Raw genomic sequence first — 4,878 nt, forward strand, 5'->3', positions numbered from 1 at the left:
GGAGAACATCAATGTTTAATAAATTTCTCTAAGTAATGACGATCAAGTTTGTAGGCTAGCTTCACAATACTTGCAGGCATTAGTCTCAGAATCAACACCGAGGTTGCATAAAACAAGTTATACAAAGACATGCGTTTAAGTTTTCTAAGCGCTCTGAATCGCGCCCTGAATTCATTAAATGACTTTACAAAACCGCGACGCTTATAAAAATCACCGACTCTGCGAAACTTAAGTAGTTTGTCCTTGAGGTTACAAAATATATAACCATGTGATGCCAACTCAATCCAAAGTAGATAATCTTCAACAAAGCGCAGACTGTCATCATACCGGTGCCCATCATTAAACACTTTGTATCGGATACATACGGTCGGATGATTTACTGCGCAACGCCTTGGCAAGAGTCGGGTAATTTGTCGATTAGTCAGTGGCATAACGCGCGAGCCGACTTTTTTATCGTGTTCATTAATTTCGGTTAAGCCTGTACCCAGTATCGACACGTGTGAATGCTTTTCGAGGTAAGCAATTTGTGTTGCAAACCGATCTGGCTCTGAAATATCATCTGCATCCATCCTAAAGAAATAGGCTGGTTGTAACGATAAGGACCAGTCGATAGCAAAGTTCATGCACGTGGCCAGGCCGCAGTTTTCCTTACCCTCTACAATGACTAAGCGCTCGTCCAAAGACGCGTGTTTCATTATTACCGCTAGCAACGTATCAGGGATAGGCCCGTCAATAACAATAACATAGAGGAAATCAGAATAGGATTGCGACAGTATGCTGGTAATAGAGTGCTCGAGCCATTGCGGATTATCCCGACCATAAACCCCCATTGCCACTATCGATTCAACACGGTGAACCTTATAACGACTATGCTTTATTGAAAAATTTGGGGTCAATGGTTTGTCCGAGATAAATAACTGGCGAAGAGTGTAACGAAAAACACGCCTGGATTGCACTAGTTTGAGGCAATTATTTCCCCAAGAACAATCGCTTTGTATCTCGGACTACGCGAATAATCTTCCATATATTCATGATTGCAGCCGTGTAAACCACCAACAATGCCATGAAAGACCAAAACATGATGTAGTCAGGCACCTGGTAAACCTCACCCAGTATACCCACCACGCAATAACATGCGCCTAAACACAAGATAGCGACTAATGAACGTCTTGAGTTGAGGCCTGCACGCATGAAGATATTGTGTAGGTGCTTTCTGTCAGGACGTAGAACTGACTGGCCCTTTTTGGCTCTTCTGAACATTATAGCCGCCATGTCCATCAGTGGCAGACCAATCAACCAAACCCCGGTGATAGGTCGTAATGATGCGGAAACGCCCTGGGTGTGGTCAACTAACAGCCACACTATGGTCAAGCCAACGAACATGCTGCCGGCGTCACCCATGAAAATCTTATTGCCTTTGAAACCCTTCAAACTCAGGTTGAACGCAAGAAACGGAACGATAGCGGCTATGATAACCAGCGGCTCCATAATCGCGGCACCGTTGCCTGAGATGAGCAACAGAGACACCACGCTGGCTAACACGATCAGGCTCATGCCACCGGCCAGACCGTCAATACCGTCGATCATGTTAATAGCGTTAATCACACCAACCACACAAATCAGTGTGAAGAAATAGCCACCTAACCCGAGGTACACAGACCCGAAGCCGAAAATATCGCCCAGCGATGTAATGTAGTTTTGCGCACTCCAGGCCATGATAGAGGCAACACCAAACTGGCACATCAAACGCCCTTTGGCGCTTAAATCAAACCGGTCATCCAGCATACCCAACAGTACAATAAAGGCAGATGCCGTGAAAAAGAGCGGGTTATTTTTCATCCACACGTCAGTCATCACGCTGGCAACGAGAACCGCAACAAATATTGCGACACCACCGGTCAACGGCACGATACCGCTGTGGCGTTTACGATAAGATGGTTGGTCGACAAGCCCAAACTGATGAGCAAGTGGCGTCATCACCACGAGCAAAATGAGCGCGACAAAAAAAGCCGTGAATAACGGAATGAACTGAAGATACGTTAACATTCGATCACAGTCTCCACTGATTCCCGGTTAGTAAACCCGTCACACTATCTACCTTGTAAAAAGGACAATCCATTAACCCACCAACTCCATTGAGATTACTGACGAACAAACATTGTTTCGTGGAGAGATATCTGAAAACTCGCCCTATAATAGTAAACATTAGTATAACTGACTACCCCTGTTCGAAAATTTAAGTTTGATTGGTGCTTTTTTGCACGCACATCGCTAATCTGCTCACAACTCAACCAACTCAATCAAACTTTACATGCCTTTTATTACGATTATGGTATTCTTGGCATCTCTTTAAATGGATGTATGCCAAGTACGATATGAAATTATTTATCGCCGCTGTTTGGATAACAGGTTTGAGCACATTGGCAGGGTGTGTATCCCAGCCTGCTGCCGTCAAAGCTAACTTACCATTAGTAAGTTCCAATCAGTTAGCCACACTAAAGCAGATACCATCGACATCTGATACAAAACAAGCAAAAGCCATTCCAGAGTTAAAAATCTTTCAAGGCAGAACTGTCATTGACGGAGTAGAATATACGGTTGCCTCTGGTTATTACTCTGCGCTTGGCCTTCAATGTTATCGCTTAAGTGCAGTCCAACAAGGCAGAATGAATCAAGCTGGTGTTCTGTGTAAAAAACAAGATTATTGGCTTCATTTTCCGGCAATAGCATCTCAAGATACGCAGTAGGAACAGACATCATATGAAAGTACTTAAATACGTGATTGGCTTGTCTATTGTGAGTTTACTCAGTACCGGACAGGCTGTGGCACAAAGTGCAGAGCAAATCAGACAGGTACAGCAACAGCTTAATCGCCAGGGCAGCGCGGGTACTACAAATAGCGCCAGTGGGATTAATCCTATGCAACTGGGCATGTCGCCAACATTGCCAGCTAGCGCCAACAGTGCAACCAGAGCAAGCGCGGGCCAGTACAACAACGTTCCCAGAAACGGGATGGTGTTACCTGGAGAGCCAACCATTGATATGGTATACCCACTCCAGGAGAAAATGGCTAATCCGCCTTTTGCGGCAAACCTGTTTATTGGCGGTTTCGAATCTGAACGTGTAAGCAGTGTTAACGAAAACTACTTGATTGCCCCGGGCGATCAAATTTCAGTCTGGATGTGGGGCGCGGTTAATTATTCCGATGTGGTTACCGTCGATAGTCAGGGGAATATCTTTATTCCCAATATTGGCCCTGTACAACTTATGAACACACCGGCCGGACAGGTGAATCAAACTGTCACACAGGCCATCAAATCTGTTTACACCAACGACGTAAACACATACGTCAACCTGCTTACTGCAACGCCAGTATCACTTTACGTATCTGGTCCTGTGTTACGTCCTGGTCAGTATGCCGGCCAAGCGACCGATAGTGTTCTGTATTTTTTAAAACGCGCTGGCGGTATTGACTTTCTTCGCGGTAGTTTCAGAAATATCGAAATCATCCGGAATGGAAAGACTATTGAAGCCATTGATTTATATGACTTTGTGACCAATGGCTCACTGCCCGCTTTCTCTTTTCAGGACAAAGACGTCATTCTTGTAAAACCAATAGGCTCTACAGTCACGGTGAGCGAGGGGGCAAGAAACAGCTTCACATTCGAATTAAAAGGCGATGACATGCTGGGCCAATTGTTGGTCAACTATGCCAAACCCGGCGACTTTATTAGTCACGTGTCTGTTACCGGCCTGCGTGATCAGAGCCATTTCGCAAAGTACACCAAGCTAGATGAATTTAGCGGCTTGAAACTTCACGCTGGTGATCATATTGAATTTAAAAATGATCATGAAATTCAGATCTACCCCATAAATATTGCGGGAAGCTTCAAGGGTGAATCCCGCTTCATGGTCGAAAAAGGGGCCCGTCTGCATCAGGTGCTCAGTAATGTCGCCGTTGACCCGGCACTTTCTGACTTTAAAAACATCTACCTGTTGCGCGAAAGTGTCGCTGAACAGCAACAGCAAATAATCAATCAGGCATTGGACAGACTGGAAAGGTCTGTTTATACCGCGCCGGTTTCATCAACAGGCGAAGGTGCAATTCGGGTTCAGGAAGCCCAATTAATTTCTGACTTCATTGCGCGAGCCAGACAAATTAAACCGTTAGGCAAAGTCATTGTATCTGATGGCCCCAACGTGGCAGATATTCTTCTTGAAGCAAACGATACTATCGTCATTCCGGCAGTTACAGATCTGGTGCATGTGGGTGGAGAAGTATTAATGCCGCAATCTGTTGTTTTCAATCAGAATGCGACGCTTGAAGATTATGTTGCCTGGGCTGGCGGGTTCAGTGAGAGAGCGAACGATGAGCGCATTTTGGTTATTCGGGCAAACGGGATGGTCGACTTCTTTGATATCAATGATGAGACTTCTATTTCAACGGGTGACCAGGTGGTTGTCTTACCAAGAATAGACGCTAAAACGCTACAGGCGGTTAAAGATATCACCCAGGTTATTTATCAAATTGCCGTTGCAGCGAATGTTGCGCTTAACTAATGACTGCGTCACTAAGAAAACAGCTAAACGTGTGGAAAAGTGTGTTATTCGCGCTTTTCCTTCGCGAATTACAGTCTCAGTTTAATGATAAGTTGGGATTGACTTGGGCGTTTATAGAACCATTTATATTCATAGTAGGGTTAGCAGCGTTAAGAAGCTTAATGAAGAGTGGGGATGTACATACGATACCTGTTCTTATATTTATGATGATTGGCTTAATTTCTATCCAGTCTTTTTTAACACCACTAGGAAAGCTTTCTAACGCGTTTAATAAAAACAAGCCTCTTTACGCATTTCGTCAAGTGCAACCAATAGCTG

General features: G+C 44.7%; 4 protein-coding genes and 1 pseudogene. 3 read left to right on the forward strand and 2 right to left on the reverse strand.

All coding sequences use genetic code 11. From position 1 onward, the window contains the following. Positions 1-8: 8 nt before the first annotated feature. Both AC4MRN_RS19510 and wecA read right to left on the reverse strand, forming a co-directional pair. Positions 9-896, reverse strand: coding sequence for a glycosyltransferase (locus AC4MRN_RS19510; protein ID WP_491204247.1), 888 nt, complete (start codon positions 894-896; stop codon positions 9-11). A 73-nt stretch (positions 897-969) separates the two neighbouring features. Continuing rightward, positions 970-2,046: a UDP-N-acetylglucosamine--undecaprenyl-phosphate N-acetylglucosaminephosphotransferase gene (wecA, locus tag AC4MRN_RS19515; protein WP_073323141.1), complete on the reverse strand. Its 1,077-nt coding sequence runs from the start codon at positions 2,044-2,046 to the stop codon at positions 970-972. A 329-nt stretch (positions 2,047-2,375) separates the two neighbouring features. On the opposite strand from wecA, the gene AC4MRN_RS19520 reads away from it, so the two are divergent. The 3 genes and pseudogenes from AC4MRN_RS19520 to AC4MRN_RS19530 all read left to right on the forward strand — a co-directional run. Then, the gene (locus AC4MRN_RS19520) at positions 2,376-2,747 is read left to right on the forward strand and encodes a hypothetical protein (protein WP_491204248.1); all 372 of its coding nucleotides are present in this window, start codon (positions 2,376-2,378) and stop codon (positions 2,745-2,747) included. A 13-nt stretch (positions 2,748-2,760) separates the two neighbouring features. Further along, positions 2,761-4,560 (forward strand): polysaccharide biosynthesis/export family protein, encoded by a 1,800-nt coding sequence (locus AC4MRN_RS19525; protein ID WP_491204249.1) that lies wholly within the window; start codon positions 2,761-2,763, stop codon positions 4,558-4,560. Further along, positions 4,560-4,878: pseudogene (locus AC4MRN_RS19530) on the forward strand (ABC transporter permease); the annotation flags it as partial. The gene AC4MRN_RS19525 and the pseudogene AC4MRN_RS19530, both read left to right, overlap by 1 nt.

The organism is Marisediminitalea sp., from assembly GCF_984433645.1.

Excerpts from the sequence above, each read along its gene's own strand:
- AC4MRN_RS19520 (WP_491204248.1), top strand. The coding sequence starts at position 2,376 with ATGAAATTATTTATCGCCGCTGTTTGGATAACAGGTTTGAGCACATTG.
- AC4MRN_RS19525 (WP_491204249.1), top strand. The coding sequence starts at position 2,761 with ATGAAAGTACTTAAATACGTGATTGGCTTGTCTATTGTGAGTTTACTC.
- wecA (WP_073323141.1), bottom strand. The coding sequence starts at position 2,046 with ATGTTAACGTATCTTCAGTTCATTCCGTTATTCACGGCTTTTTTTGTC.